The sequence below is a fragment of the Dehalococcoidales bacterium genome (genome assembly GCA_030698765.1).
Taxonomy (GTDB): Bacteria; Chloroflexota; Dehalococcoidia; order Dehalococcoidales; family UBA2162; genus JAUYMF01.
Genome location: JAUYMF010000079.1, coordinates 1 through 3,383, shown reverse-complemented (window position 1 = coordinate 3,383; position 3,383 = coordinate 1). Strand labels below are relative to the sequence as shown.

Sequence of the window (3,383 nt, the reverse complement as noted above, 5' to 3'; positions counted from 1 at the left end):
CAGCAGGCACTGGACTACCTGCGGGAAGTGCCTGATTACGGCTCAATCGACTTTGTCCGTCAGGTAAGCACACCGGCTGCTTACTGCTGGGAGCCGGAGAAAGGAGCAGATTCAGCGGCGGAGTACCACATTGTCGCCCTCGATTGCGGACTGAAATACAATATCCTGCGCTTACTTAACCGGCTGGGGTGCGCGGTCACCGTTGTCCCCTGCGCCACCCCCCCCGCTGAAATACTGGAACTGAAGCCTGATGGCATCCTGCTCTCTCCCGGCCCGGGCGACCCCGATCTTTTAGATTATGCTGTGGATACGGTCAGGCATCTGGTGGGCAAAAAGCCGGTGATGGGCATCTGCCTGGGTAACCAGCTTATCGCTCGTGCCTTCGGGGGGAGGAACTTCAAGCTCAAGTTCGGGCACCGCGGCGGCAACCATCCGGTGCGGGATCTGACCACCGGTAGAATCCACATCACCGCCCAGAACCACGGCTATGCCGTTGACCCGGATAGCCTGGGCAAAGAGCTGGAGGTGACCCACATCAATCTCAACGACGGCACGGTGGAGGGCCTGCGCCATAGGGAGTTGCCCATTTTTGCCGTCCAGTACCACTCGGAGGCCTCCCCCGGCCCCCTGGATAACACCTATTTATTTGAGCAGTTTCTGGAGATGGTGAGGAGGAGTAAGTGATACATACGGCTTCTCCCTTTCGTAAAGGGAGATTGAGGGGGATTTTAACAAAGAGGATTTATGCTACCCTACAATAAGAACTTGAAACAGCATTCCAGGCAACTCAGAAAGGATATGACTGATGCTGAAAGGACACTCTGGGCGAAGATACGGATGAGACAACTAAAAGGCTACCACTTCTACAGGCAGAAACCCATCGGCGATTATATAGTCGACTTCTATTGTTCTAAGGCAAAGCTGATTATTGAGATTGATGGTAGCCAGCACTTTTCTGATGAGATGGCTGAGGACGACAGAATAAGGGATGAGTACCTGAGTAGTCTTGGTTTGAGAGTTCTGAGGTTTACCAACGCCGATGTGCTGGTACATGGCGAGAGTGTCATTGAGAGAATAATTGAGAATATTGAATAAAATCCCCCTTAGTCCCCCTTTTTCAAAGGGGGAGACATAAATGAAAAGGGAGGTAGCTATAAGGCATCTCCCTTTCGTAAAGGGAGAACGAGAGGGATTTTATAAGGGGGTGAGGTAGAGAAGATGGACAAAAATAGAGCGATAAGTTTATTGAGACAAGCACTTGACGAGATTCCCTCTCTTAAGAAGAAGCCATATAACAACCGAGATTACCCTTTATGGCGTAGTAAGATAAATGTCGTTCTTGAAGACACCTTTGGTGAAAATTCGAAAGAATACAAAATATTTACAAATGCTGGGACACGGAGTGATAAAGCATTAATATCTCTACCCATATTAGACGATATTGCAAATCGCCAAATATACATAATGAACCTTAATAGTTTAGAGACCTGTTTAAAATCAATCATCCAGAAATATGAATTATTATTACTTAATGAAACGCCTCCGTTAACAGAATCCCCGATACAGCTTTTTGACGCTATGCAATTTCACTCCAAAGTGATTGAGGCGAGTAGGTCTCTATTTGAGAGCAAACACTACGCCCAAGCAATCTTTGAAGCATTCAAGGCTGTAAATAACCTTGTGAAGGAAAAGTCAGGCAAATCCCAAGATGGCAAGGACTTAATGGCAAAGGTATTTAACGAAAGTGCCCCTGTTATTAAACTTAATGACCTGGAAACGCAATCTAACAAAGACGAACAGGAAGGTTTTAAGTTCTTGTTTATGGGAGCCATGGTAGGTATAAGGAATCCTAAAGCTCATGATTTAGTGGTGCAAAATGACCCGTATCTAACCCTGGAATACTTGGCTTTTGCCAGTCTTCTACTTAAGAGAATTAGTTTTTGGATAGCAAAGGAGTAAACTTGAAACCCACTAAAGTCCTCATCATCGGCTCCGGGCCTATAATCATCGGGCAGGCTGCGGAGTTTGACTACGCCGGTACCCAGGCGTGCAAGGCGATGAGGGAGGAGGGTGTGACCTCGGTGCTGGTCAACTCCAACCCGGCCACCATCATGACCGATGAGGGTATTGCTGATGTCGTCTATATCGAGCCATTGACCGTGGACATGCTCGCCCGCATCATCGAGCGGGAGCGTCCGGATGGACTGCTGCCCACCCTGGGCGGGCAGACCGGCCTTAACCTGGCCGTGGAGCTGGCTGATGCCGGTGTCCTGGACAGATATGACGTCAAGTGCCTGGGCACGCCCATCCAGACCATCAGGAACGCCGAAGACCGCGAGCTTTTTAAGCAGCTGCTCGGCGGCATCGGCGAGCCGGTGCCGCCGAGCGTCACCGTGACCAGCCTGCGCGAGGCGCGCAAGGTGGTTGAAGAGATGGGGTTGCCCCTGGTGGTGCGCCCGGCATATACCCTGGGGGGGACGGGGGGCGGCATCGCTAAAACTCAGGAAGACTTCGAGAAGATTGTCGCCGCCGGGCTGGCCGCCAGCCCCATATCCCAGGTGCTGCTCGAAGAATCAGTGGAGGGCTGGAAGGAAATCGAATATGAGGTGATGCGTGACGGCGCTGACAACTGCATCACCGTCTGTAACATGGAGAACCTCGACCCGATGGGTGTCCATACCGGCGACAGCATCGTCGTCGCTCCCAGCCAGACTCTGACCAATAAGGAATACCAGATGCTGCGCACCGCCAGCCTCAAGATTATCCGCGCCCTGGGCGTAGAAGGCGGTTGCAACGTCCAGTTCTCCCTTGACCCCGCCAGTGAGCGTTACTATGTCATCGAAGTCAATCCCCGCGTCAGCCGCAGTTCTGCCCTGGCCAGTAAGGCCACCGGCTACCCCATTGCCCGCGTTGCCGCCAAGATAGCCGTGGGCAAGCGGCTCGATGAAATCCCCAACGCCGTTACCGGCAAGACGATGGCTTCCTTCGAACCGGCGCTGGACTATATTGTGGTCAAGATTCCGCGCTGGCCCTTTGACAAGTTCGAGTCGGGCGACCGTATCCTGGGCACGCAGATGAAAGCCACCGGTGAGGTGATGGCCATTGACCGCTGCTTTGAGGCTGCTTTGCAGAAGGCGGTACGCTCCCTGGAGTTCGGCAACCGCTCTCTGCTCTGGGAAGACCTGAAATGGGAGCCGAGTACCAGTATCGACAACTATCCCCTGGAACCTAACGACCTCCGCTTGTGGGCGCTGATGGCGGCTTTGAGACGGGGGATAACCCCGCAGGAGCTTTCGGGACGCACTAAAATTGACTTCTGGTTCCTGGACAAATTGCGGAACATTGTCGACATGGAGAAGCGTCTCCTGGCGGAAACACTGACG

At 52.5% G+C, this 3,383-nt stretch carries 4 protein-coding genes; all 4 read left to right on the top strand.

The genetic code is table 11. The features are described 5' to 3' along the window. Positions 1-684: carbamoyl phosphate synthase small subunit (locus tag Q8Q07_03535; protein ID MDP3879363.1), on the top strand; the 684-nt coding region annotated here is incomplete at its 5' end. A 60-nt stretch (positions 685-744) separates the two neighbouring features. After that, positions 745-1,095 carry an endonuclease domain-containing protein gene (locus Q8Q07_03530; protein MDP3879362.1) on the top strand — a complete coding sequence of 117 codons (351 nt, stop codon included), beginning with the start codon at positions 745-747 and terminating at the stop codon, positions 1,093-1,095. 123 nt (positions 1,096-1,218) lie between these two features. Next, complete coding sequence (locus tag Q8Q07_03525) at positions 1,219-1,959, top strand: TIGR02391 family protein (protein ID MDP3879361.1); 741 nt, start codon at positions 1,219-1,221, stop codon at positions 1,957-1,959. 2 nt (positions 1,960-1,961) lie between these two features. After that, the coding region (carB, locus tag Q8Q07_03520) for a carbamoyl-phosphate synthase large subunit (protein ID MDP3879360.1) at positions 1,962-3,383 on the top strand (1,422 nt) is incomplete at its 3' end.

Coding starts and splice junctions, on each gene's coding strand:
- Q8Q07_03530 (MDP3879362.1), top strand. CDS start 745: ATGCTACCCTACAATAAGAACTTGAAACAGCATTCCAGGCAACTCAGA.
- Q8Q07_03525 (MDP3879361.1), top strand. CDS start 1,219: ATGGACAAAAATAGAGCGATAAGTTTATTGAGACAAGCACTTGACGAG.